The sequence below is a fragment of the Enterobacter sp. Li2LvB3 genome, from assembly GCF_056156645.1.
The window spans coordinates 35795-59603 of the sequence record NZ_JBSICG010000009.1 but is presented as its reverse complement, the minus strand read 5'-3'; the positions used below and the strand labels follow the sequence as shown (position 1 = coordinate 59603).

Genomic DNA, 23809 nt, shown 5'->3' with positions numbered 1-23809 from the left:
AAAAGCCGCAATCAGAACCAGACTGACGGCGGCTTTTTACTATGAATTTTACTTATGGTAGCCGGGAAATCTCTCTGGCGATGCTGGCCGATTCCTGCGCCCAACCTTGTCCGAGGACTTTCACCATTTCATCGTATCCATCTTTTTGCTGCTTCATTTCAAGATGGAAAGGACGCTTAATCAGCTGCCCCTGATGGTTTAGCAACCATTCGCCACTGATCACTACCGTACCGTCGTAACGGCCGTGGAAGCCCGTTACAGTGACGTTTAGGGTATCCTGGTCAGTACCGAGAGGTTGCGAGGCGACAACCCAGCCAGGAAGCTGGCTTCCGAGGTTAGCCACCAGCGTGTTTCGCAGCTGCTGATCCAGCGGGCTGGCCCACAGATTGTTTGTCGCGATGACATACTTAACATCGCTCGTCTGATAGACCACGCCGTTACCCGCAAGATAATCGGGCACGTTTACCTGTTCAACCCACAACAGGCGGTTTCCCTGGCTTGCCAGGCTTTGTCCGCCGGCCTGAGCTGCAACAGGTAGCTGATAGTAACTCTTGTTCTCTACACCGGAACTGCACGCCGTTAAAAGCAGAGCGCCAACCATCAATAGCCACTTATTCATTCTTTTGCCCTCTTCGGCTCAGGATCCTTTTTATCTTTTGCTTCAAACACCAGCGCGTTGCTCTTCTCGTTGAGCGTTTTCAGAACCGGCTGGAGTTCACGCAATACCTGATCAAGACGTTGCATGTTTGCCACCATCTTGTTGTAAGCCGCAGAACCCGGCTGGAAGCCCTGCATACTGCGGTTAAGTTCGCGCAGCGTTTTCTGCATATCCTGAGGCAGTTGCTGCATGGACTGGCTTGCGGTGATTTTGTTGATGTTATCCAGCGTGGTTTGCAGTCGGCGCATCGTCGCCTGACTTTCGCTGAGCGAGTTTGTTGCAGCCTCGATCATTGGATTCAGCGGCAGATTATTAATCTTATCCAGTGTATCCATCAGACGTTGTTGGATCTGAGCCAGGCCGCTACTCACCGTTGGAATGATCTTATAACCACCAAATTCACGGATACCGGTTATCGCAGGTGCTTTAGGATAGAAGTCCATATCAACATACAGTGCACCCGTCACCAGGTTACCTGTTTTCAGCGAGCCACGCAGACCACGCTCCATCAACGCGCTAATATGCGCCCCAATATCCTGATTCTCACCCATCTGATTGATCAGACGCTCAGGTTCGATACGGATCAGCACCGGAATGCGATAGTCGTCATCCAGAACCTGACGCAGCCCAGGGACAAAGAATGGCACCTGACCCACGGTTCCCAGACGAATGCCGCGGAACTCAACAGGCGCGCCAGGCTGGAGGCCACGCACCGAATCTTTAAAGAACATCAGGAAGTCGATATGGTCGGTATAGAGTGCATCCTGAATGCTCTTCTGGTCGTCAAAGAGTCGGAAAGCTGTTTTCTCCGCGACCGGCTGACCCAGATCCAGCCCTTCCGGCACATCAAAGCTCACGCCCCCGCCAAACAAGGTGGTCAGCGAGCCCATTTCAACACGCATCCCCGCCGAGGTGAGATCAACTGCGATCCCACTGTCTTTCCAGAAACGGACGTTACTGGTGACCAGGCGGTCGTTAGGCGCATTGATAAACAGCTGATAGCTGATTGATCTTTTTTGCGGATCAAAGGTGCTCGTTTCAACAGAGCCGACGCGATAGCCACGGAACAGCACCGGATCGCCCGCCGTTAACTGGCCCGCTTTTTTGCTGTCGAGGATGACGCGGATCCCTTTTGCATCAGGTGGCGCGAGTGGAGGTGAATCCAGCAGTTGATACTGGCCAGGCGGGTTCCCTTTCGTGCCTGGCTGCAACTCAATATAGGCGCCCGATAACAGTGTGCCTAAACCGCTGATCCCTTCACGTCCTACCTGCGGCTTAACAACCCAGAAGACGGAATCACTGTGCATCAGCTTTTCCATACCGGAATTCAGACGCGCTTTGATCTCCACATGGGTCAGATCATCGGTCAGGGTCGCACTTTCAACGACACCCACATCCACGCTACGGCTCTTGATGGTGGTCTTCCCCCCCTCAATACCCTCAGCATTGGTGGTGATGAGCGTCACTTCCGGCCCCTGATGGCTATAATGGTAAAACAGTATCCATGCACCGATCAGCGCAGTCACGATGGGGAAAATCCACACCGGCGACCAGTTTTTGACCTTCTGCACTTTAGCCTCTCCACTCTTATTTTCCATGCTCTTACTCTTCCTCATGGCTTGACTCGGGCTCACGATCCCACGATAAACGAGGGTCGAAGGTCATGGCCGCAAACATTGTCATAATAACGACCAACGCAAACATCAGCGCTCCCATAGCGGGATAAATATTCATAAGCCCCCCCATCCGCACCAACGCGGAAAGAACGGCGATGACAAACACGTCAATCATTGACCAGCGTCCGACAAACTCGACAACTTCATAAATCAAGTGCATTCGCTCACTGTCGCGCCTGCCGTGCCCTTTTGCATCCCAACAGAGCCAGGCAATCGCAATCATTTTTAACGTCGGCACCATAATACTGGCGATAAAAATAACCAGAGCCACAGGGTAAGACCCCTCACCCCAAAGCAATATAACCCCCGCCATAATCGTGGAAGGCATTTTATCGCCGAGCAAATCGGTGATCATGATGGGCAAAATATTGGCAGGCAGATAAAGCATGATCGACGTAACCAGCAGCGCCATCGTCCACTGAAGACTGTTTTTACGCCGTACATAACCTTTTGTTTCGCAACGCGGACACGTGTCCAGGTCGGCAGGCAACACTGCGGTACAGCATGAGCAGGAACGCAGTCCCTGACGGATACCCGGCACACCCACTTTTACCGTCTGCGCAAGCGTGGGTGCAGGGGCGATGTCGTCCCATGCCCAACGCCGATCTACGCACTGAAACGCACGCAATTGCAGCACACAATAAAGACACCAGGGAATAAAGCTGCTGCCGATGCCCACATCACCATAGGCCATCAGCTTCACGAAACTCACCAGAATACCGGCCAGAAAAATCTCGGCCATTCCCCAGCTTTTTAGCTGAAAAAGGAAACGGGCAAGTTTGATTTTAAGAGGCGTGGGCATCCGGACACGGTTGACCAGCAACAGAATCACGACCAGACAAGAGGCCGGGACAATTTGCACAAACAGAAGAAAAAAGGTTCCGAGGCTGGCGTAATCTTCCGAGAACATCACACCAGGAATTTCAAGAAGGTCAACCTGGCTGGTTATCCCTCCCACCTTCATATAAATGAAGGGGAAGAGATTAGACAGCAGGAGCATAAACAGAGCAGCTATGGCATAGGCAGTAGGACGCTGCCTGGGTGCGTCCCACTCTGTCGTTAACGTTGCACCGCAACGCGGACAGGTTGCCTTATGTCCGTGACCCAGCACAGGCAGCGCAACGAGCATATCGCATTGTGAGCATAATATATGCCTGTCGGCATGGTGCTGGTCACACATATTTTTTCCCTGTTTATGCGCCGTTTTTCAGAGACTCAAGGTACTCCCAGCGCTCAAATGCTTCTTCCAGTTCCTGTTCAGCACTGGAGAGGTCAGCCAATATTTTCTGAGTATAGTCGTGCGACTGCGTAAAGAATGAAGCATCAGCAACCTGAATTTGCAGAGCCTCAAGAGCGCCTTCAAGCTCTTCAAGACGTTTAGGCAGACCTTCCAGTTCGCGTTGCAGGTTATAACTTAGTTTAGCTGATGTTTTCTTAGCTGTTTCTGCTTTTGTTACAGTAGGTTCCGGGCCATTTTTGGACTTTGATTGTTTTTGCGCCAGCGATTGCGTTTGCTGCCCGCGCGCGTCGTGATAACCGCCCACATACTGCCCAATACGGCCTTCACCCTCGAAGATCCAGCACTCAGTCACGGTATTATCGACGAACTGACGATCGTGGCTCACCAGCATCACCGTGCCCTGATAACCATCAATCAGCTCTTCCAGTAATTCCAGCGTTTCGACATCCAGATCGTTGGTCGGTTCATCGAGAATCAACAGGTTACTTGGCTTCAGGAACAGACGCGCCAACAGCAGGCGATTTCGCTCACCACCGGACAGCGCGCGCACTGGCGTCATCGCGCGTTTAGGATGGAACAGGAAGTCCTGCAAATACCCCAGAACGTGGCGCGGCTTGCCGTTAACCATCACCTCTTGCTTGCCTTCCGCCAGGTTATCCATCACCGTTCTGTCCGGGTCCAGCTCCGCACGGTGCTGGTCGAAGTAAGCCACTTCGAGCTTCGTCCCGCAGTGAACGCGACCACTGTCGGCCTGCAACTGACCCAGCATCAGCTTAAGCAGTGTGGTTTTACCACAGCCGTTCGGGCCGATAAGGGCAATTTTGTCGCCACGTTGTACCTGGGCAGAAAAGTCTTTCACCAGCACTTTGCCGTCAACCTGGTAATTAACGTCTTCCATTTCAAAGACGATTTTACCCGAGCGAGAAGCTTCTTCGACCTGCATTTTCGCGCTGCCCATGACTTCACGACGGGCGCTGCGCTCATTACGCATCGCTTTCAGGGCACGCACGCGGCCTTCGTTACGGGTACGACGCGCCTTGATGCCCTGACGGATCCAGACCTCTTCCTGCGCAAGTTTGCGATCGAACTCGGCATTTTGCAGCTCTTCGACGCGCAGGTTTTCTTCTTTTTCCAGCAGATAGGTATCGTAATCGCCAGGGTAAGTCACCAGCTTGCCGCGATCGAGATCGACAATACGGGTTGCCATATTGCGAATAAACGAACGGTCGTGCGAGATGAAAATAATGGTGCCGTTAAAGGTTTTCAGGAACCCTTCCAGCCAGTCAATAGCTTCGATATCCAGGTGGTTGGTCGGTTCGTCCAGCAGCAGTACTTTTGGACCACTGACCAGCGCACGTCCGAGCGCCGCTTTACGCAGCCAGCCGCCGGAAAGTGACGCCAGCTCCATATCTGCATCCAGACCTAATTGATCCAGCACTTCAGTGATACGGCTTTCAAGCTGCCACAGGCCGTGATGATCCAGCAGCTCCTGTAAGCGAGCCATCTCATTGAGGTTTTTTTCACTTGGGTCGGTCATCACCAGATGTGAAATTTCGTGATAACCCTTCAGGTATTCAGCCTGCTCAGAAATCCCTTCCGCAACGAAATCATAAACAGTACCCGCCACGTTACGTGGGGGATCCTGTTGTAAACGTGAAACAATCAGATCCTGTTCGTAAACAATACGCCCATCGTCCAGACCCTGTTCACGGTTGAGGATCTTCATCAGCGTCGATTTACCCGCGCCGTTGCGACCTACCAGACAGACGCGTTCGTTGTCTTCAATATGCAGTTCAGTATCATCGAGAAGTGGCGCATCACTGAAGGACAGCCAGGCGCCGTGCATGCTAATAAGTGACATTTATTTTTCCTTTAGACCGCGGAGATAAGCCAGCAGTTATGAATTTGACGGTTACGGGCAAAGTCCTGAGACAGCGTTTTTTGGCTGATTTCTTGTGCTTTCAGTCCCAGAGCGGTCAGGCCGTCGTGATCCATGCGGAATCCGCGTTTGTTGTTCGAGAACATAATGGTACCGCCTTTACGCAACAGGCGTTTCAGGTCGGTCATCAGACGCAGGTGATCGCGTTGAACATCAAAGCTATCCTCCATGCGCTTGGAGTTGGAGAAGGTCGGTGGATCGATAAAGATCAGGTCGAACTGTTCATCCGTATCACGCAGCCAGCCCAGCACGTCGGCCTGCATCAGGCGATGCTGGCGTCCGGTCAGCCCGTTAAGGCGCAGGTTACGTTCCGCCCACTCCAGATAAGTACGGGACATATCTACTGTGGTGGTGCTACGCGCACCGCCGAGCCCCGCGTGGACGCTGGCGCTGCCGGTGTAGGAGAACAGATTCAGGAAGTCTTTGCCCTTGCTCATTTGCCCTAACATGCGACGGGCAATACGGTGATCAAGGAACAGGCCGGTATCGAGGTAATCGGTCAGGTTAACCCACAGGCGAGCGTTATATTCGCCCACTTCAATAAAGTCGCCCTTCTCATTCATCTTCTGGTACTGGTTTTTACCTTTCTGACGTTCACGGGTTTTCAGCACCAGTTTGTTCGGCGTGATACCCAGCACGGCGATGGTTGCCGCGATCACATCCAGCATACGCTGACGCGCTTTTTGCGCATCGATGGTTTTCGGTGGTGCATATTCCTGAATCACGACCCAGTCCGCATAGCGGTCGACGGCCACGTTATATTCCGGCAGGTCAGCGTCATACAGGCGATAGCATTCGATACCTTCCTGTTTCGCCCATTTTTCATATTTCTTCAGGTTCTTGCGCAGACGGTTGGCGTAATCTTCCGCCACACCAGAAGGCTTGCTGTCGGCGGATTTCTCTGCAAGATGGTAGTTTTTCTGCACGCAGTCCAGCGGGCCGTTTTTCGCTTTAAACTGGCGGTCGGCACGCAATTGCAGGCAGCTTAGCAATTCCGGTGAGGCGCTGAACAGCGACAGGTTCCAGCCACCGAAATAGTCTTTCATATTGCGACCCAGCAGGCTGTGCAGCGCAATCAGTGCGGGTTCGCTGTCAAGACGCTCACCGTATGGCGGGTTGCTGATAACCGTACCGTATGGGCCTTTCGGCAGCGGATTGGTCAGGTTAGCAACGTCTTTCACTTCAAAGGTCACCAGATCACCGATACCCGCGCGACGGGCGTTGCTGCGCGCACGCTCAATTACGCGCGAGTCGCTGTCCGAGCCGTAGAAATGGGAAGTGTAGTCAGCCAGGCCTTTACGCGCACGCGTCTGGGCTTCGGCCTTCACCTCTTTCCAGATTTCTTCATCGTGCTGCGCCCAACCTTTGAATCCCCAATAGCCGCGGTGCAGCCCCGGCGCGCGGTCAGTTGCCAGCATCGCGGCTTCAATCAGCAGCGTACCGGAACCACACATCGGGTCGAGCAGCGGTGTGCCTGGCTGCCAGCCGGAACGCATCACAATAGCAGCGGCCAGAGTTTCTTTGATCGGTGCCATACCGGTGCGGTCGCGATAGCCACGCAGGTGCAGACCTGCCCCGCTCAGATCAAGGGAAATGCTGGCGGTATCGCCATTGAGCCACACGTTGATACGCAGGTCGGGATTTTCACGATCGACGTTCGGGCGTTCCTTATTTTTACGCGTAAAGCAGTCCACTATGGCGTCTTTTACGCGCAGCGCGCCGTACTGGCTGTTGCGGATCTCATCGTTCACACCATTGAAGTGCACCGCAAAGGTCGCATCAGGGGTGAAGATCTCTGTCCAGTCGATCATCTGTACACCGGTATAGAGGTCAAGATCGCTGTAGACCTTGCACTCTTTCATCGGCAGCATGATGCGCGACGCCAGACGGCTCCACATCAGGCTCTGGTAAATAAGCCGCGTGTCGCCCTCAAAATGGACACCACCCTGAACGACCTGGCACTCCTGTGCGCCGAGGGATTCCAGTTCAGTTTTTAACAGCTCTTCCAGCCCACGGGCCGTACTGGCAAACAGAGAATTCATATCGTCACTTTTACTCATAGAAAATTGTCGCGCATTATAGCTAATATGGCGTGTATGTCCTAAAGTTGAAGGCTTATTTTCATTTCAGGGAGTGTGCAGTGGCGACTTTATCCAGGCTTTTTATTCATCCGGTAAAATCGATGCGCGGCATCGGCGTTTCTCACGCGCTGGCCGACATGAGCGGATTTGCCTTCGATCGTATTTTTATGGTCACCGAGCCTGACGGTACATTTATTACTGCACGCCAGTTCCCGCAAATGGTTCGTTTTACCCCTTCACCTCTGCATGACGGTTTACACCTGACCGCACCAGACGGCTCAAGCGTCGTCATCCGGTTCAGTGATTTTGCGCCAGTTGATGCCCCAACGGAAGTGTGGGGGAATCATTTTACCGCGCGTATCGCCCCGGATGAAATAAACCGCTGGCTCAGTGGTTTCTTCGCACGTGATGTGCAGCTGCGTTGGGTAGGGCCTGAGCTGACGCGCAGGGTCAAGCGCCATGACGCCGTCCCGCTTTCCTTCGCTGATGGTTTCCCGTTTTTGCTTACCAACGAAGCATCGCTTCGGGATTTGCAGAGCCGCTGTAAAGCCAGTGTCCAGATGGAGCAGTTCCGCCCGAATCTGGTTGTTACTGGTACAGAGGCCTGGGAGGAAGACACCTGGAAAGTGATCCGCATCGGGAGCGTGATTTTTGATGTAGTGAAACCCTGTAGCCGCTGCATCTTTACCACCGTTAGCCCGGAAAAAGGACAAAAACACCCTTCCGGCGAGCCGCTGAAAACCCTTCAGTCGTTCCGCACCGCGCAGGATAATGGCGATGTTGATTTCGGGCAGAACTTAATCCCTCGCTCCAGCGGCGTGATCCGCGTGGGCGATGAGATAGAAATTCTCGCGCGCGGGCCGGCCAAAGTGTATGGCTCAGGCCAGGAAGAAGAGTTTGTTGATGTCGAAATGGAACCCACTTCAGTGGTGGATATTCAGTGGCAAGGGCAAGTCATCCGGGGCAACAACCAGCAGGTTTTACTTGAACAGCTGGAACAAGCGGGAATACGCGTTCCCTACTCGTGCCGCGCCGGGATTTGCGGGTGCTGTCGCATCAGGCTGGTAGAAGGTGAAGTGAGTGCGCTGAAGAAATCGGCCATCGGGGATGACGGCACCATTTTGTGTTGCAGCTGTATTCCGAAAACGTCGATACAGCTGGAAGCTTAAACGGCCTGCTCGAGGCTGAAGGTATCAACACGCAGTTGGGGTTTCAGCCTGTCGTTCATCACTTTGATTGCGTCACCCAACTGCATCACCCGCCCGGCGATTGTCACGCCGGGTTGCGCCAGTAAACAGAGCGCGGCATTTTCGCCAGGCTCTACCACCAGCAAACTCACCTCTTCGGCGGTATCGCTAAGATTGACGCTGGCGGCGTCCCCGGTGACTGGCTCCCAGCTCATGCCATGCGCCTGAAAATGCCAGCTTTTTGGCATCTGCGGTTTCAGAAAACGGATTGCGACCAGCGCGTTTAATACCAGCTCAGCGCGCTGCTCTTTAGAGAGTTCCAGGTCGCGGCATTTCTCTTCAAACGAGAAATAGAGTGCGGCATCGTCAACGCAAAAACCTGACGGCGCGAAAGCATCAGGGGTCAGCATTCGGCGGGCAAAACGAGAACGAAACAACATACCATTGGCTAAATCGAGCATCATGCGGTCATGCTCATCGCAAAAATACCAGCGCCAGTTATCGTCAGGTTTAATTCGCATTTTTCTCTCCCGTCCCCAAACGCCCTGTTCTAAAAATGTCCTGATTGTAGCTTCGTTTATAACATCAATAATAAAAGACCATAATGTTTAAATAAGCAACAATGACGGAATATAAAACAACCAGGGCTGGAAATAAAGCCCTGGTTGTCTGATAAGGGAGAAAAGATTAGATGTGAGTAACGATTTCTTTAATCAACTGTGGGCCTTTAAAAATAAAGCCGGAATAAATTTGCACGATAGTCGCACCTGCCGCTATCTTCTCGCGCGCTGCGATGACAGAGTCGATACCACCCACACCAATAATTGGCAGACGTCCGTTTAATTCGGCTGACAAGGCACGAATAATTTCGGTGCTTTTTAATTGTACCGGACGGCCACTTAAGCCACCGGCCTCGTCACAGTTTTTCATTCCCTGAACCAGAGAACGATCGAGCGTAGTATTGGTTGCAATCACACCATCAATATTATGGCGAACTAAACTGTCAGCAACCTGGATCAATTCTTCGGGAGAAAGATCCGGGGCGATCTTAACCGCGACTGGCACATATTTATGGTGGATCGCCTGCAACTCATTTTGCTTATTTTTAATGGCACTAAGCAGGTCGTCAAGCGCTTCGCCATATTGTAAAGAACGCAGCCCCGGGGTATTTGGTGAAGAAATGTTCACCGCGATATAACCGGCGTAGGCATAGACTTTTTCCATACAAATCAGATAGTCATCTTTACCTTGCTCCACTGGCGTATCTTTATTTTTGCCAATATTGATGCCTAATACACCGTCAAAATGCGATTTTTTGACGTTCTCGACCAGATGATCAACACCAAGGTTATTAAAGCCCATACGGTTGATCAGCCCCTCGGCAGCGACCAGGCGGAACAGGCGCGGTTTATCGTTACCCGGCTGTGGGCGCGGCGTCACCGTCCCGATTTCAATGGAGCCAAACCCCATCGCACCGAGGGCATCAATACACTCGCCATTTTTGTCCAGCCCGGCCGCCAGGCCCAGTGGGTTCTTGAAGGTCAGTCCCATGCACTGCACAGGTTTTTCCGGCACGTTCTGACGCACCAGTGCTTCCAGTGGCGTACCGGTAATACGGCGTAATTGCTGGAATGTAAATTCATGAGCGCGCTCAGGATCGAGCTGGAAAAGGGCTTTACGAACGAAGGGGTAGTACATGAACTCTCCTGGATTCCCGGTGTGCAAACCGGGAGGGGATTATGTGCGATCCTGCCCGGAAAGGGAATTGACCTGCGGCAAAAAAAACGCGCAAAACGCAATCGTTTCCCTCGCAGCACACTTCTTATGCAGTTTATGGCATTTAAATTGCGGATAAATCATTTAGTGGAATAACCCCTCGGTGTCACACTCCTGAAAATTGTTATGAATGTTAGATAAAAGCAAACAATTAGTTATAAGGAGCAAACATGCGTGTCATTACCCTGGCAGGAAGTCCACGTTTCCCTTCGCGCTCCAGTGCGCTACTGGAATATGCCCGCGAAAAGTTGAATAGCCTGGATATCGAAGTGTGCCACTGGAATCTGCACAACTTCGCCCCGGAAGACCTGCTTTATGCCCGCTTTGACAGCCCGGCGCTCAAAACTCTGATCGAACAGCTCAAAGGCGCAGACGGTTTAATTGTGGCAACGCCAATATATAAAGCCTCTTTTTCTGGCGCCCTGAAAACGTTACTCGACCTGCTGCCAGAACGCGCGCTGGACGGCAAAGTGGTGCTACCACTGGCGACAGGCGGTACGGTTGCACATTTGCTGGCGGTTGATTACGCCCTGAAACCGGTACTGAGTGCGTTAAAAGCACAGGAGATCCTGCACGGCGTCTTTGCTGATGATTCTCAGGTTATCGACTATCAGCACAAACCGCACTTCACGCCGAATCTGCAAACCCGCCTGGACAGCGCGCTGGAAACCTTCTGGCAGGCCCTGCACCGCCGCGATGTACAGGTACCTGCATTTAGCCAGCCGCAAGGAGTTGCTCATGTTTAAACACTTAACCCGCATAGGACTGGCTGGGTTGCTGACCCTCTCTGCACTGGCTCACTCGGCGGAAACTGCGCCGGAGAGTCTGCGCATTGGTTATCAGAAAGGCAGCGTCAGTATGGTGTTGGCGAAAAGTCATCAGTTGCTGGAAAAACGCTTCCCGAACACAACCTTCTCCTGGGTGGAATTCCCGGCCGGGCCACAGATGCTGGAAGCCCTTAACGTGGGCAGTATCGATCTGGGCAGTACCGGCGATATTCCGCCTATTTTCGCGCAGGCTGCCGGTGCGGACCTGGTGTATGTCGGTGTAGAGCCGCCCAAGCCGAAAGCGGAAGTGATTCTGGTACCAGAAAATAGCGCCATTAAGAACGTTGCTGAACTTAAAGGTCATAAAGTGGCGTTCCAGAAAGGTTCCAGCTCGCATAACCTGCTGCTGCGCGCATTGCAGGAGGCCGGGCTTAAATTCACCGATATTCAACCGGTTTATCTGACTCCTGCCGATGCCCGTGCGGCGTTCCAGCAGGGCAACGTTGATGCATGGGCAATCTGGGATCCGTATTACTCGGCGGCGTTACTTCAGGGTGGCGTGCGGGTGCTTAAAGACGGCAGCACGCTGAAACAGACCGGATCATTCTATCTTGCCGCGCGTCCATATGCGGAAAAGAACGGTGCTTTTGTTCAGGGTGTTCTCGACACCTTTACCCAGGCGGATGCACTGACGCAAAGCCAGCGCCAGGAAAGTATCACGTTGCTGGCCAAAACCATGGGATTGCCTGAACCGGTTATTGCCAGCTACCTGGATCACCGTCCACCCACCACCATTAAGCCTGTCGACGCACACGTGGCAGCGCTTCAGCAACAAACCGCCGATCTCTTTTATCAAAACCACCTTGTTCCAAAACAGGTGAATATACGCGATCGCATCTGGCAACCCACTGCTACACAAGGAACGAAATCATGAGTCTGAATCTTTTCTGGTTTTTACCCACCCATGGTGATGGACACTATCTTGGTACAGAAGAGGGTTCCCGCCCGGTCGATCACGGCTATTTGCAGCAGATAGCCCAGGCAGCAGACCGCATCGGTTTTACCGGTGTGCTGATCCCTACCGGGCGTTCCTGTGAAGATGCCTGGCTGGTGGCCGCGTCGATGATCCCGGTGACTCAGCGTTTGAAATTCCTGGTCGCGCTGCGCCCGAGCGTGGTCTCCCCTACCGTGGCAGCACGTCAGGCCGCCACGCTGGACAGACTTTCCAATGGGCGCGCCCTGTTTAACCTGGTGACCGGAAGCGATCCGCAGGAGCTGGCGGGTGATGGCGTTTTTCTGGATCACACTGAACGTTATGAAGCCTCGGCGGAATTTACCCACGTATGGCGACGCCTGCTGGAAGGGGATACCGTCACCTATGACGGCAAACATGTTCACGTTCGGGATGCGAAACTCTATTTCCCGCCGGTGCAGCAGCCGCGCCCACCGCTCTATTTTGGCGGTTCTTCCGATGTCGCGCAGGATCTGGCCGCCGAACAGGTCGATCTCTATCTGACCTGGGGCGAGCCGCCAGAGCTGGTTAAAGAAAAAATAGCTCAGGTGCGCGCCAAAGCGGCGGCGCATGGTCGCAAAGTACGTTTTGGTATTCGCCTGCACGTGATTGTGCGCGAAACGAATGCAGAAGCCTGGCAGGCGGCCGACCGGCTGATCTCGCATCTGGATGAGGACACCATCGCCAGAGCGCAGGCTGCCTTCGCCAAAACGGATTCCGTGGGCCAGCACCGGATGGCATCTTTGCATAACGGCAAGCGCGAAAATCTGGAGATTAGCCCCAATCTGTGGGCGGGAGTGGGCCTGGTTCGCGGCGGCGCAGGCACCGCGCTGGTAGGCGATGGCCCGACCGTCGCGGCACGCATCAATGAGTATGCTGAACTGGGTATCGACAGCTTTATTCTCTCCGGTTATCCGCATCTGGAGGAGGCATACAAAGTGGGAGAGTTGTTATTCCCGCATCTGGATGTCGCCATCCCGGAAATTCCGCAGCCTCGCCCGCTCCAGCTTCAGGGCGAAGCGGTCGCCAATGAGTTTATTCCGCGAAAAGCTGCGCAAAGCTAAGGAGCGCCGATGTCTGTTACTGCACAAAAATGGCTGCTGCGTGCCGCTCCCTGGTTTTTGCCCGTCGGCATTGTGGCGCTCTGGCAACTGGCCTCTACAACCGGCTGGTTATCGAGCCGCATTTTGCCCTCCCCGGAGGGCGTCGTAGAAGCGTTCTGGTCACTCAGCGTGAGTGGCGAACTGTGGCAACACCTGGCTATCAGCTCCTGGCGTGCGGTGATTGGCTTTTCGATTGGCGGGAGCATCGGCCTGACGCTTGGGCTTATCAGCGGGCTGTCTCGCTGGGGCGAGCGTTTGCTGGATACCTCAATTCAGATGCTGCGTAACGTGCCGCATCTGGCCTTGATCCCACTGGTTATTTTGTGGTTTGGCATTGATGAAAGCGCCAAGATTTTTCTTGTCGCGCTGGGGACGCTGTTCCCGATTTACATTAATACCTGGCACGGTATCCGCAATATCGATCGTGGGCTGGTGGAGATGGCACGCAGCTATGGTTTATCCGGTTTTGCCCTGTTTATCCATGTGATCCTTCCAGGTGCCCTGCCCTCCATTATGGTGGGCGTGCGCTTTGCGCTCGGGCTGATGTGGCTGACGCTAATTGTGGCGGAGACCATCTCGGCCAACTCTGGTATCGGTTATCTGGCGATGAACGCCCGTGAATTTCTGCAAACAGACGTGGTGGTGGTTGCCATCATTCTTTATGCCCTGCTCGGCAAGCTTGCCGACGTCAGCGCCCAGTGGCTTGAACGTAGCTGGTTGCGCTGGAATCCGGCCTATAACACTCAGGAGGCAAACGCATGAATACTGCCCGACTGAACCAGGGAACACCGCTGTTGCTCAGCGGTGTGACGAAACGCTACGGCGAAAACACAATTCTTAACGCACTGGATCTGCATATCCCCGCCGGGCAATTTGTGGCGGTTGTGGGGCGCAGCGGCGGAGGGAAAAGTACGCTGCTGCGGCTGTTAGCCGGGCTGGAAGCGCCCAACGGCGGCAAGCTGTTGGCCGGAAATACCCCGCTTGCCGATATTCAGGATGATACCCGCATGATGTTCCAGGATGCGCGTCTGCTGCCGTGGAAAACGGTTATCGACAACGTCGGGCTGGGTCTGAAAGGTAGCTGGCGGGATGAAGCAAGACAGGCGCTGGCCGCCGTTGGGCTGGAAAATCGCGCGGGTGAGTGGCCGGCGGCTTTGTCAGGTGGGCAGAAACAGCGCGTGGCGCTGGCCAGAGCACTGATTCACCGCCCCGGCCTGCTGCTGCTTGATGAACCGCTCGGCGCACTGGATGCCCTGACCCGTATCGAAATGCAGGATTTGATTGTCTCTTTATGGCAGGAGCACGGGTTTACGGTCTTGCTGGTGACGCATGACGTCAGCGAAGCCGTGGCAATGGCTGACCGTGTGCTGCTGATAGAAGAGGGAAAAATTGGGCTGGATCTGACGGTGGATATTCCGCGACCGCGTCGCGTGGGGTCAGCAAGACTGGCGGAGCTGGAAGCAGAAGTACTGGAACGGGTGATGAAGCGTGGGGGAACTGAGTTAGCGCGAAGAAAGGCTAATGCCTGATGCCCTCACCCCGGCCCTCTCCCACCGGGAGAGGGAGGGTTAACTTTTATATCAAGCCAATGCCTTAGCAATCTTCTCGTACAGATCGCCAGACAGATTTTCCAGCCCTTTCAGCTGCTCAAGCGCGCTTAGCATTTTCGCCTGGCGCTTCGCATCGTAGCGTTTCAGGCGGATCAGCGGCTCAATCAGACGTGACGCCACCTGCGGGTTACGGCTGTTCAGCTCGGTCAACATCTCTACCATGAACTGATAACCGCTGCCGTCTTCGGCGTGGAAGGCAGCCGGGTTGCTGCTGGCGAACGCACCAATCAGCGAACGGACGCGGTTCGGGTTGCTCATGGTGAAAGAGCGGTGTTTCAGCAGGCTGCGAACGGTGTTCAGTGCATCAGACGCCGGGCTTGTGGACTGAAGGATGAACCATTTATCCATCACCAGGCCATCCTGATGCCACTTGTCGTCGTATTCCTGCATCAGCGCATCACGGCACGGCAGTTCTGCGGCAACGCTTGCCGCCAGGGCAGCCAGGGCATCAGTCATGTTGTCAGCTTCATGATACTGTTTGCTCACCAGGGTGTTCGCCAGTTCGACTTCACCGAAGGCCAGGTAACGCAGGCAGGTATTACGCAGCGAACGCTTGCCAATGTCGGCATGTTCCACACGATATTCAGCCAGTTTATTCGCGTTATAGACCGCCAGGAATTCGTCTGCCAGCTCAGCGGCCAGGGTGCGGGTCAGCGCCTCACGAACGGCCACGATCGCGATCGGATCGATAATCTCGAACAGCTCAGCGATTTCACCTGCCGATGGTAAGGTCAGAATTTCCGCAGCCAGCGCCGGGTCAATTTTCTCATCCAGCAGAACCGCGCGGAAGGCGTCGGCCACATGCACCGGCAGCGACAACGGCTGGCCCTGCTGATGGCGGTTCACGTTCAGCTTGATGTAGGTTGCCAGCAGGCTTTGCGCCGCATCCCAGCGGGAGAAGTCGTTGCGTGCATGACGCATCAGGAACGTCAGCTGCTGATCGCTCCATTTATACTCCAGCTTCACTGGCGCGGAGAATTCACACAGCAGCGCCGGAACAGGCTGGAAGTAGACGTTATCGAAGATAAAGGTCTGCTCAGGCTGCGTCACATTCAGTACGGAATGCACCGGGTGCCCGCCCTTCTGCAATGGGATCACTTTGCCTTCGTTATCATACAGCTCAATGCTGAACGGGATATGCAGCGGATGTTTCTCTTCCTGCTCAGCCGTTGGCGGCGTGCGCTGGCTGATGGTCAGCGTGTACTGCTCGGTTTCCGGGTTGTAATCGTCTTTGACGGTCACAATCGGGGTACCGGCCTGGCTGTACCAGCGGCGGAAATGGGACAGATCAACGTTAGAGGCATCTTCCATCGCCTGGACAAAATCATCACAGGTGGCGGCACTGCCATCGTGGCGCTCGAAGTAGAGCTGCATCCCTTTCTGGAAGTTATCTTCACCCAGCAGAGTGTGGATCATACGGATAATTTCAGAACCTTTTTCATACACCGTCAGGGTGTAGAAGTTGTTCATTTCAATCACTTTATCCGGGCGGATCGGGTGTGCCATCGGGCTGGCATCTTCTGCAAATTGCAGGCCGCGCATGGTGCGCACGTTGTTGATGCGGTTAACCGCGCGTGAACCCAGGTCAGAGCTAAACTCCTGGTCGCGGAAGACAGTTAAACCCTCTTTCAGGCTCAACTGGAACCAGTCGCGGCAGGTGACACGGTTACCGGTCCAGTTGTGGAAGTACTCATGACCAATCACGCGTTCGATATCGAGATAATCTTTATCGGTTGCGGTATCGGTACGCGCCAGCACGTATTTGGAGTTAAAGATATTCAGACCTTTATTCTCCATCGCGCCCATATTAAAGAAGTCGACGGCAACGATCATATAGATGTCGAGATCGTATTCGAGGCCAAAGCGCTCTTCGTCCCACTTCATCGAGTTGATAAGCGAAGTCATCGCCCACGGCGCGCGGTCAAGGTTGCCACGGTCAACAAACAGCTCCAGCGCTACATCGCGGCCAGAACGGGTTTTGAAGGTATCGCGCAGGACGTCGAAATCCCCCGCGACCAGCGCAAACAGGTAGCATGGTTTCGGGAATGGATCCTGCCACTGCACCCAGTGACGGCCGTTTTCCAGCTCGCCTTCACCCACGCGATTACCGTTAGAGAGCAGGAACGGATAAAGGGTTTTATCGGCGATAATTTTGGTCGTAAAGCGCGCCAGCACGTCCGGGCGGTCCAGATACCAGGTGATGTGACGGAAACCTTCCGCTTCGCACTGCGTACACAGCGCCACGCCCGACTGGTAAAGCCCTTCCAGCGCGGTATTGGCCGCAGGGCTGATCTCATTCACGATGCGCAGCGTAAAATGTTCCGGCAGGTTGTTAATGACCAACTGGTTGCCTTCTTCTTTATAGTCAGTCCAGGCTTCGTCATTAATATGCAGGGATACCAGCGTCAGGTCTTCACCATCAAGACGCAGCGGTACTGCGGTCGCGCTTTGGCGCGTGACCTGGCTTACCGCCGTTACCACGGTTTTATTGGCATCCAGGTCAAAAGTCAGATCGATATCGCTAATCAGGTAATCCGGCGCACGATAGTCGTGGCGGTATTTGGCTTGTGGCTGTTGTGTCATAGAAAACCTTATGCATCGTTTGTCGAGTAACGATTCAATATATTCCTGTTGTGTAAAACGCGCTATGCAGAATGTTTATCTTTTCAGGTGCAAAGCCCTTTTTTGCTACATTTTTATAACACGGGGCACGAAATGCCCTCGACCATAACTACAGCTTATGTTGTGATCGGGGTTCAATAAATCGCTAAACAAGGTATACTCCAGCGGTTTCTGTAGTTGTTTATTGTACTAAACGCTCCTGTGAGAGGATGCTACTGCGCACCTATGACTCAATTCGCTTCTCCTGTTCTGCATACGTTGCTGGATACCGATGCGTATAAACTGCATATGCAGCAAGCCGTTTTCCACCATTATTATGATGTTCATGTTGCGGCGGAGTTTCGCTGCCGGGGCGACGACTTGCTGGGTATCTACGCAGATTCCATTCGTGAACAGGTCGATGCTATGCAGCATCTGGCTCTGCGGGACGATGAATACCAGTGGCTTTCTGGCCTCCCCTTCTTCAAAGCCGACTATCTGAACTGGCTGCGTGATTTCCGCTATAACCCGGCGCAGGTGACTGTCACCAACGATAACGGTAAGCTGAACATCCGCCTGGAAGGCCCATGGCGTGAAGTGATTATGTGGGAAGTGCCGCTGCTGGCAGTGATCAGTGAGCTCGCCCACCGCTACCGCTCGCCCGAAACAGGCGTTGAACAGGCCGTCGCGTCGCTGGAAAACAAACTCGTTGAGTTCTCGCAGCTGACTGAAGGGCTGGATATGTCCCGCTTCCGCCTGATGGATTTTGGTACGCGCCGTCGTTTCTCTCGCGAAGTGCAGCAGGCCATCGTTAAGCGTTTACAACAGGAGTCCTGGTTCGTTGGCACCAGTAATTACGATCTGGCACGCCGCCTGAATCTGACGCCGATGGGCACCCAGGCGCACGAATGGTTCCAGGCACATCAACAGATTAGCCCGGACCTGGCTACCAGCCAGCGTGCTGCACTGGCGGCATGGCTGGAAGAGTATCCAGACCAGCTGGGGATCGCGTTGACCGACTGCATTACGATGGATGCCTTCCTGCGCGATTTTGGGCCAGAATTTGCCACACGCTATCAGGGCTTACGCCATGATTCCGGGGATCCGGTAGAATGGGGCGAGAAGGCCATAGCCCATTACGAAAAACTGGGTATCGACCCGATGAGCAAGGTATTGGTCTTTTCCGATAATCTGGATTTAGCCAAAGCGGTCGAGCTTTATCGTCATTTTTCTTCCAGGGTTAACCTGAGCTTCGGTATTGGCACCCGTTTAACCTGTGACATTCCCCAGGTGAAACCTCTGAACATTGTCATTAAACTGGTGGAATGTAACGGCAAGCCGGTAGCGAAACTCTCCGACAGCCCGGGCAAAACCATCTGTCACGACAAAGCCTTTGTGCGCGCGTTGCGTGAGGCCTTCGACCTGCCTCAGGTTAAAAAAGCAAGCTAAGCCATCTCAGGGAGCCTTCTGGCTCCCTTCTTCTTATTTATTTCCGATTTCTTCTCTTTTGACTGCGAAATCTGCTTGTCTGATGGCAGATGCCAGGTAACATAGATATCCCCCCATAAGGGTGGACAAGTGTCTATTTTTTCCGACTATTAACAGAGAGAATATTATGAGCGTTGTGCCTGTAGCCGACGTACTCCAGGGCCGCGTCGCCGTTGACCAAGAAGTCACCGTGCGCGGATGGGTGCGTACTCGCCGAGATTCTAAAGCTGGCATCTCCTTCCTTGCCGTCTATGACGGTTCCTGCTTTGATCCTGTACAGGCCGTCATTAATAATTCTCTGCCCAATTACAATGATGACGTCCTGCACCTGACCACAGGTTGCTCCGTTATCGTGACAGGCGTTGTAGTTGCCTCTCCGGGTCAGGGCCAGAGCTTTGAAATCCAGGCCTCTGCCATTGAAGTGACCGGCTGGGTTGAAGACCCGGATACTTATCCGATGGCGGCAAAACGCCACAGCATCGAGTATCTGCGTGAAGTTGCGCACCTGCGTCCGCGTACCAACCTGATTGGTGCGGTTGCTCGTGTTCGTCATACGCTGGCGCAAGCGCTGCATCGTTTCTTTGACGAGCAGGGTTACTTCTGGGTCTCTACCCCGCTGATTACTGCCTCCGATACCGAAGGCGCAGGCGAGATGTTCCGCGTATCCACGCTGGATATGGAAAACCTGCCACGTACACCTGAAGGCAAAATCGATTACGACAAAGATTTCTTCGGCAAAGAGGCCTTCCTGACGGTGTCCGGCCAGCTCAACGGCGAAACTTACGCCTGTGCGCTGTCTAAGATCTACACCTTCGGCCCAACCTTCCGTGCGGAAAACTCCAACACCAGCCGTCACCTGGCGGAATTCTGGATGCTGGAGCCAGAAGTGGCGTTTGCTGACCTGAATGATGTTGCGGGTCTGGCAGAGGCGATGCTTAAGTACGTGTTCAAAGCGGTTCTGGAAGAACGCGCTGATGACATGAAATTCTTCGCCGAGCGTGTTGATAACGACGCAATTGCCCGTCTGGAGCGTTTTGTTTCGGCTGACTTCGCGCAGGTGGATTACACCGACGCGGTCGCCATCCTCGAAAAATGCGGCGAGACGTTCGAGAACCCGGTTTACTGGGGCGTCGATCTCTCTTCCGAGCATGAGCGTTACCTGGCAGAGAAGCACTTCAAAGCACCGGTAGTTGTTAAAAACTATCCGAAAGACATTAAGGCCTTCTACATGCGCCTTAACGAAGACGGTAAAACCGTTGCTGCGATGGACGTGCTGGCACCGGGTATCGGTGAAATCATCGGTGGCTCTCAGCGTGAAGAGCGTCTGGACGTGCTGGATGCCCGTATGGAAGAGATGGGTCTGAACCCGGCTGATTACAGCTGGTATCGCGACCTGCGTCGTTACGGCACTGTGCCTCACTCCGGTTTCGGTCTGGGCTTCGAGCGTCTGATCGCTTACGTGACCGGCGTTCAGAACGTGCGTGACGTGATTCCATTCCCGCGTACCCCGCGTAACGCAAGCTTCTAATTCCGCGTTAATTAAAATGGCCAGCAATTGCTGGCCATTATTTTATTCTGCTTTGTCAGTTTTCGTCAGTTGAAAGTCAGCATCTTTAAACTACAACCCCGTCATAACCTCTACCTGTTACGTTTTGTTTCCACGAAATATCTGTGAACAAAAAATAAACCACACTCTTATTGCGCTTAATGCATTCCTGATGCTTTAGCACAAATTTCAACCGCATTCACAGCCATCCAGAAGGCTGGTAGCGGTCATAAGAAAAAACGAGTCGTTTAACTTCTGTTTATATGAATTGCCTTTATCCAAATTAAGCATAAGCAATTCATATACATAGGAAAGAACCAGGCTTTTAATTAGCCAATCAGTTCTGAAATTTGAGGTGGTTCACAAAGTTCCTTAAAATACACAAATTCTTACACATTATTTCTTTTTGTTACTCAATCTTTAGAATTGTAGCATTTTCAGGCTAGCGAAACGGTTCTATGAATGGAAAGATGCCTGTCAGATACATAAAGACACCAAACTCTCATCAATAGTTCCGGAAATATTTATTGACAGAATTTATTGACGGCAGTGGCGAGTGTCATAAAAAAACCAATGAGGGTAATAAATAATGATGAAGCGCAATATCCTGGCAGTGGTTATCCCTGCTCTGCTGGTAGCCGGTGCAGCTAACGCTGCAGAAATCTATAACAAAAACGGCAACAAACTGGATCTGTACGGGAAAGTTGTTGGTGAGCATGACTTCGTTACCTCTGGTGACAACACCGACAGCAGCGACAACACCTATGCACAGATCGGTTTCAAAGGCGAAACTCAAATCAATGACCAACTGACTGGTTACGGTCAGTGGGAATACCGTGCTCTGGCAAGCCAGGCAGAAAGCAACCAGACTCAGCGTACCCGTCTGGCGTTCGCTGGCCTGAAAGCCGGTGATGCTGGTTCTATCGACTACGGCCGTAACTACGGTATCGTATACGATGTAGAAGGTCTGACCGATATGGCACCTTCTTTCTCCGGTATGACCTGGGCTAACTACTCTGATAACTTCATGACTGGCCGTACTACTGGCGTTCTGACCTACCGCAACACTGACTTCTTCGGTCTGGTTGATGGTCTGAGCCTGGGCCTGCAGTATCAGGGTAAAAACGACCGTACTGACGTTAAAACCGCTAACGGTGACGGCTTCGGTACCTCTGTTGGTTACGAATTCGGTGAAGGCTTCGGTCTGATCGGTGCATACAGCAACTCTGACCGTACCAACCTTCAGACTGCTGACGGCAAAGGCGACAAAGCTGAAGCATGGGCTGTTGGTGCTAAATACGATGCTAACAACATCTACCTGGCAACCACCTATGCTGAAACCCGCAACATGACTCGTGAAGCTGACGGTTCATTCGCGAACAAAACTCAGAACTTCGAAGTGATCGCTCAGTACCAGTTCGACTTCGGTCTGCGTCCTTCCGTGTCTTACGTTCAGTCTAAAGGTAAAAACCTGTCTCAGCGTGGCACCTTCAATGGCGGCGATGCTGACCTGCAGAAATTTGTTGAACTGGGTGCAACTTACTACTTCAACAAAAACTTCAACGTTTATGTTGACTACCAGCTGAACCTGATCGACGACACCTCTTACTCTCGTAACGTTGGTATCGTGAACGGTAAAGACGACCAGGTTGCAATGGCTGTGACCTACCAGTTCTAATCAGTACACCACTTTGTTCTATGCTTAAGAAACAGGGCTTCGGCCCTGTTTTTTTATGTCTGATAGTAAATAATGGCGACTTTTGAAAAGCCGCACGCTTTTTGTCGCAAACGGTTGGCATTTTGTAAATCTACCGTTAACCTGATAGCGGATTTCACTCCTGTAATCACAATGGAACTTCGTCATGTTTGAGAACATTACCGCCGCTCCTGCCGACCCAATTCTGGGCCTGGCCGATCTGTTTCGTGCCGATGACCGCCCTGGCAAAATCAACCTGGGTATTGGTGTATATAAAGATGAAACCGGCAAGACTCCGGTACTGACCAGCGTTAAAAAAGCTGAGCAGTATCTGCTGGAAAACGAAACCACCAAAAACTACCTCGGTATTGATGGTATCCCTGAATTTGGTCGTTGCACTCAGGAACTGCTGTTCGGAAAAGGCAACGCGATCGTGACCGATAAGCGTGCCCGCACTGCGCAGACCCCTGGCGGTACTGGCGCGCTGCGTGTTGCGGCGGATTTCCTGGCAAAAAATACCTCTGTTAAACGTGTGTGGGTTAGCAATCCAAGCTGGCCGAACCACAAAAGCGTGTTTAACTCTGCGGGTCTGGAAGTGTGTGAATACGCTTACTACGACGCAGCAAAACACGCTCTCGACTTCGATGGCCTGCTGGCCAGCCTGAGCGAAGCACAAGCTGGAGACGTGGTGCTGTTCCACGGCTGCTGCCATAACCCAACGGGTATCGATCCTACGCTGGAACAGTGGGAACAACTGGCTAAACTGTCCGTTGAAAAAGGTTGGCTGCCGCTGTTCGACTTCGCATACCAGGGCTTTGCCCGTGGTCTGGAAGAAGATGCTGAAGGCCTGCGTGCCTTCGCTGCTGTGCATCAGGAATTGATTGTTGCAAGCTCCTACTCCAAGAACTTCGGCCTGTACAACGAGCGTGTAGGTGCATGTACGCTGGTTGCCGCTGATGAGCAAACTGTTGATCGCGCATTCAGCCAGATGAAGTCTGTGATCCGCGCTAACTACTCTAACCCACCAGCGCACGGTGCATCGGTGGTCGCGACCATCCTGAGCAACGACGCCCTGCGTGCAATCTGGGAACAAGAGCTGAACGATATGCGCCAGCGCATCCAGCGTATGCGTCTGCTGTTTGTGAACACCCTGGCTGAGAAAGGCGCTGACCGCGACTTCAGCTTTATTATCAAACAGAACGGCATGTTCTCTTTCAGCGGCCTGACCAAAGAACAGGTTCTGCGTCTGCGTGAAGAGTTTGGCGTTTACGCGGTGGCTTCAGGCCGTGTTAACGTTGCCGGCATGACACCAGACAACATGGCGCCGCTGTGCGAAGCGATTGTCGCTGTGCTGTAACAATCCGTCGGGTGATGTTTTCACGCACCCGACCAATAAAAAAGCCTGCATCATGCAGGCTTTTTTTATTTA

The 23809-nt window shown here is 53.2% G+C and carries 18 protein-coding genes; 10 read left to right on the top strand and 8 right to left on the bottom strand.

The window, feature by feature from the left end; genetic code table 11:
* Positions 1–52: 52 nt before the first annotated feature.
* The 5 genes from pqiC to rlmKL are packed head-to-tail and all read right to left on the bottom strand — an operon-like array spanning position 53 to position 7555.
* Positions 53–619 carry a membrane integrity-associated transporter subunit PqiC gene (pqiC, locus tag ACS603_RS09350; protein ID WP_315688249.1) on the bottom strand — a complete coding sequence of 189 codons (567 nt, stop codon included), beginning with the start codon at positions 617–619 and terminating at the stop codon, positions 53–55.
* The gene (gene pqiB / locus ACS603_RS09345) at positions 616–2256 is read right to left on the bottom strand and encodes an intermembrane transport protein PqiB (RefSeq protein WP_474944139.1); all 1641 of its coding nucleotides are present in this window, start codon (positions 2254–2256) and stop codon (positions 616–618) included. The genes pqiC and pqiB overlap by 4 nt, the downstream gene beginning before the upstream one ends.
* A gap of 4 nt (positions 2257–2260) precedes the next feature.
* Positions 2261–3514: a membrane integrity-associated transporter subunit PqiA gene (pqiA, locus tag ACS603_RS09340; RefSeq protein WP_182060333.1), complete on the bottom strand. Its 1254-nt coding sequence runs from the start codon at positions 3512–3514 to the stop codon at positions 2261–2263.
* Positions 3515–3527: 13 nt separating this feature from the next.
* Entirely contained in the window at positions 3528–5435 is a 1908-nt protein-coding gene (locus tag ACS603_RS09335) for an ABC transporter ATP-binding protein (RefSeq protein WP_182060332.1), read from the bottom strand.
* Between the two features lie 11 nt (positions 5436–5446).
* The gene (gene rlmKL / locus ACS603_RS09330; protein ID WP_182063545.1) at positions 5447–7555 is read right to left on the bottom strand and encodes a bifunctional 23S rRNA (guanine(2069)-N(7))-methyltransferase RlmK/23S rRNA (guanine(2445)-N(2))-methyltransferase RlmL; all 2109 of its coding nucleotides are present in this window, start codon (positions 7553–7555) and stop codon (positions 5447–5449) included.
* 98 nt (positions 7556–7653) lie between these two features.
* Between rlmKL and ACS603_RS09325 the strand changes: the two genes are divergently transcribed.
* Positions 7654–8763, top strand: coding sequence for a YcbX family protein (locus tag ACS603_RS09325; RefSeq protein ID WP_182060331.1), 1110 nt, complete (start codon positions 7654–7656; stop codon positions 8761–8763).
* Here ACS603_RS09325 and zapC read toward each other — a convergent pair.
* Positions 8760–9302, bottom strand: a complete 543-nt coding sequence (gene zapC / locus ACS603_RS09320) for a cell division protein ZapC (RefSeq protein WP_259836318.1) — start codon at positions 9300–9302, stop codon at positions 8760–8762. The two genes, ACS603_RS09325 and zapC, sit on opposite strands and share 4 nt — an antisense overlap.
* 166 nt (positions 9303–9468) lie before the next feature.
* Positions 9469–10479 (bottom strand): quinone-dependent dihydroorotate dehydrogenase, encoded by a 1011-nt coding sequence (gene pyrD, locus ACS603_RS09315; RefSeq protein ID WP_182060329.1) that lies wholly within the window; start codon positions 10477–10479, stop codon positions 9469–9471.
* 248 nt (positions 10480–10727) lie between these two features.
* On the opposite strand from pyrD, the gene ssuE reads away from it, so the two are divergent.
* The 5 genes from ssuE to ssuB are packed head-to-tail and all read left to right on the top strand — an operon-like array spanning position 10728 to position 14968.
* Positions 10728–11303 (top strand): NADPH-dependent FMN reductase, encoded by a 576-nt coding sequence (ssuE, locus tag ACS603_RS09310; RefSeq protein WP_182060328.1) that lies wholly within the window; start codon positions 10728–10730, stop codon positions 11301–11303.
* A complete protein-coding gene (locus tag ACS603_RS09305; RefSeq protein WP_220458413.1) occupies positions 11296–12258 on the top strand; it encodes a sulfonate ABC transporter substrate-binding protein in 963 nt (320 codons plus the stop codon). The genes ssuE and ACS603_RS09305 overlap by 8 nt, the downstream gene beginning before the upstream one ends.
* Entirely contained in the window at positions 12255–13400 is a 1146-nt protein-coding gene (gene ssuD / locus ACS603_RS09300; RefSeq protein ID WP_474944138.1) for an FMNH2-dependent alkanesulfonate monooxygenase, read from the top strand. Before ACS603_RS09305 ends, ssuD begins: the two co-directional genes overlap by 4 nt.
* A 9-nt stretch (positions 13401–13409) precedes the next feature.
* Positions 13410–14201 carry an aliphatic sulfonate ABC transporter permease SsuC gene (gene ssuC / locus ACS603_RS09295; RefSeq protein ID WP_315688246.1) on the top strand — a complete coding sequence of 264 codons (792 nt, stop codon included), beginning with the start codon at positions 13410–13412 and terminating at the stop codon, positions 14199–14201.
* Positions 14198–14968 (top strand): aliphatic sulfonates ABC transporter ATP-binding protein, encoded by a 771-nt coding sequence (gene ssuB / locus ACS603_RS09290; protein WP_182060325.1) that lies wholly within the window; start codon positions 14198–14200, stop codon positions 14966–14968. The genes ssuC and ssuB overlap by 4 nt, the downstream gene beginning before the upstream one ends.
* Before the next feature lie 51 nt (positions 14969–15019).
* On the opposite strand, the gene pepN is transcribed toward ssuB, so the two are convergent.
* Positions 15020–17632: an aminopeptidase N gene (gene pepN, locus ACS603_RS09285; RefSeq protein WP_395678039.1), complete on the bottom strand. Its 2613-nt coding sequence runs from the start codon at positions 17630–17632 to the stop codon at positions 15020–15022.
* Between the two features lie 264 nt (positions 17633–17896).
* Between pepN and pncB the strand changes: the two genes are divergently transcribed.
* The 4 genes from pncB to ACS603_RS09265 all read left to right on the top strand — a co-directional run bounded on the left by pncB (position 17897) and on the right by ACS603_RS09265 (position 23737).
* Positions 17897–19099 carry a nicotinate phosphoribosyltransferase gene (gene pncB, locus ACS603_RS09280; RefSeq protein WP_315688243.1) on the top strand — a complete coding sequence of 401 codons (1203 nt, stop codon included), beginning with the start codon at positions 17897–17899 and terminating at the stop codon, positions 19097–19099.
* A gap of 166 nt (positions 19100–19265) precedes the next feature.
* The gene (gene asnS / locus ACS603_RS09275; RefSeq protein WP_182060251.1) at positions 19266–20666 is read left to right on the top strand and encodes an asparagine--tRNA ligase; all 1401 of its coding nucleotides are present in this window, start codon (positions 19266–19268) and stop codon (positions 20664–20666) included.
* 607 nt (positions 20667–21273) lie between these two features.
* Positions 21274–22362 carry a porin gene (locus ACS603_RS09270; RefSeq protein WP_310649358.1) on the top strand — a complete coding sequence of 363 codons (1089 nt, stop codon included), beginning with the start codon at positions 21274–21276 and terminating at the stop codon, positions 22360–22362.
* 184 nt (positions 22363–22546) lie between these two features.
* Positions 22547–23737 carry an amino acid aminotransferase gene (locus ACS603_RS09265; RefSeq protein ID WP_182060250.1) on the top strand — a complete coding sequence of 397 codons (1191 nt, stop codon included), beginning with the start codon at positions 22547–22549 and terminating at the stop codon, positions 23735–23737.
* Positions 23738–23809 lie beyond the last annotated feature (72 nt).

Coding starts and splice junctions, on each gene's coding strand:
- ACS603_RS09265 (WP_182060250.1), top strand. CDS start 22,547: ATGTTTGAGAACATTACCGCCGCTCCTGCCGACCCAATTCTGGGCCTG.
- zapC (WP_259836318.1), bottom strand. CDS start 9,302: ATGCGAATTAAACCTGACGATAACTGGCGCTGGTATTTTTGCGATGAG.
- pyrD (WP_182060329.1), bottom strand. CDS start 10,479: ATGTACTACCCCTTCGTTCGTAAAGCCCTTTTCCAGCTCGATCCTGAG.
- pqiB (WP_474944139.1), bottom strand. CDS start 2,256: ATGGAAAATAAGAGTGGAGAGGCTAAAGTGCAGAAGGTCAAAAACTGG.
- ssuD (WP_474944138.1), top strand. CDS start 12,255: ATGAGTCTGAATCTTTTCTGGTTTTTACCCACCCATGGTGATGGACAC.
- rlmKL (WP_182063545.1), bottom strand. CDS start 7,555: ATGAATTCTCTGTTTGCCAGTACGGCCCGTGGGCTGGAAGAGCTGTTA.
- ssuE (WP_182060328.1), top strand. CDS start 10,728: ATGCGTGTCATTACCCTGGCAGGAAGTCCACGTTTCCCTTCGCGCTCC.
- pepN (WP_395678039.1), bottom strand. CDS start 17,632: ATGACACAACAGCCACAAGCCAAATACCGCCACGACTATCGTGCGCCG.
- ACS603_RS09335 (WP_182060332.1), bottom strand. CDS start 5,435: ATGTCACTTATTAGCATGCACGGCGCCTGGCTGTCCTTCAGTGATGCG.
- pqiC (WP_315688249.1), bottom strand. CDS start 619: ATGAATAAGTGGCTATTGATGGTTGGCGCTCTGCTTTTAACGGCGTGC.
- ssuC (WP_315688246.1), top strand. CDS start 13,410: ATGTCTGTTACTGCACAAAAATGGCTGCTGCGTGCCGCTCCCTGGTTT.
- asnS (WP_182060251.1), top strand. CDS start 19,266: ATGAGCGTTGTGCCTGTAGCCGACGTACTCCAGGGCCGCGTCGCCGTT.
- ACS603_RS09305 (WP_220458413.1), top strand. CDS start 11,296: ATGTTTAAACACTTAACCCGCATAGGACTGGCTGGGTTGCTGACCCTC.
- ssuB (WP_182060325.1), top strand. CDS start 14,198: ATGAATACTGCCCGACTGAACCAGGGAACACCGCTGTTGCTCAGCGGT.
- pncB (WP_315688243.1), top strand. CDS start 17,897: ATGACTCAATTCGCTTCTCCTGTTCTGCATACGTTGCTGGATACCGAT.
- pqiA (WP_182060333.1), bottom strand. CDS start 3,514: ATGTGTGACCAGCACCATGCCGACAGGCATATATTATGCTCACAATGC.
- ACS603_RS09270 (WP_310649358.1), top strand. CDS start 21,274: ATGATGAAGCGCAATATCCTGGCAGTGGTTATCCCTGCTCTGCTGGTA.